The organism is Limimaricola litoreus, assembly GCF_024159025.1.
GTDB lineage: Bacteria > Pseudomonadota > Alphaproteobacteria > Rhodobacterales > Rhodobacteraceae > Limimaricola > Limimaricola litoreus.
The window spans coordinates 1-798 of sequence record NZ_JAMYXC010000100.1 but is presented as its reverse complement, the minus strand read 5'-3'; the positions used below and the strand labels follow the sequence as shown (position 1 = coordinate 798).

At 61.8% G+C, this 798-nt stretch carries 1 pseudogene; it reads right to left on the bottom strand.

The features are described 5' to 3' along the window. Positions 1 to 151: 151 nt before the first annotated feature. Positions 152 to 798 (bottom strand): annotated as a pseudogene (locus NHG85_RS06790) (SAM-dependent DNA methyltransferase); the annotation flags it as partial.

Here is a 798-nt window from a genome sequence, read left to right as displayed (position 1 = left end):
CGAATTCTAACGACAGGCCGTCCATCACCAATGAGATTGAACCCGTCGGATTTGTAAGGATAGCCATTCATTAGGGTGAATGCTTCCCTGACCCTCTGCCACTGCCAGCCCGCGGGCAAGGTCCGCACCCAATGTTTGTGTGGAGAAAACATCATTCCACCACCTCTGCCAGAAGCCCTGCGATCTCCGCTTCGAGCGATGTTAAGTCATCGTCAATCTCTGCCACCGGGCGCGGTGGGGCGTAGCGGTAGAAGTAGCGGTTGAAGTTGATCTCGTAGCCGACGCGGCCAATCTCGCCATCCTTGTCGTCGCGATAGGTCTCGTCCACCCAGGCATCGGGCACGAAGGGCGTGACCTCTCGCGCGACATATGCGCGCCAGTCCTCGGCCAGCGGCACAAGCTCGAAATCGCGCAGCTGCGGATCGGGTTCGGGTTTGCCGTCCTTGTCCAGACAGATCGCCGCGTCCTCGTCCGGCGTTCCGATCGCCGCCTCGATGGCCTTCTGCACCGGCGCGCCAATCTTGATCTCAAGCTTCTTCAATGCGCCGCGCAGGGCCTTGCGGAAAACCACGCGGTCCATGATCGGCGCATCTCCGCAGGCTGTTTCCACGGCGGCCAGCAAGCCCTCGCGGGCGTTCTCGTCCAGCTTCACCACGGGCTTCGCAGCCGTGAGGGCCGCCATCGTTTCTTCTGTCGCCTCGAAGCGCAGGCGCAGCGGGCGTTCCACACGGATCTCGCGGAAGCCGAAGGCGGTGGTGTCGAAGATCTTCGAAACTTCGGAATGCTCCGATCCGCCGT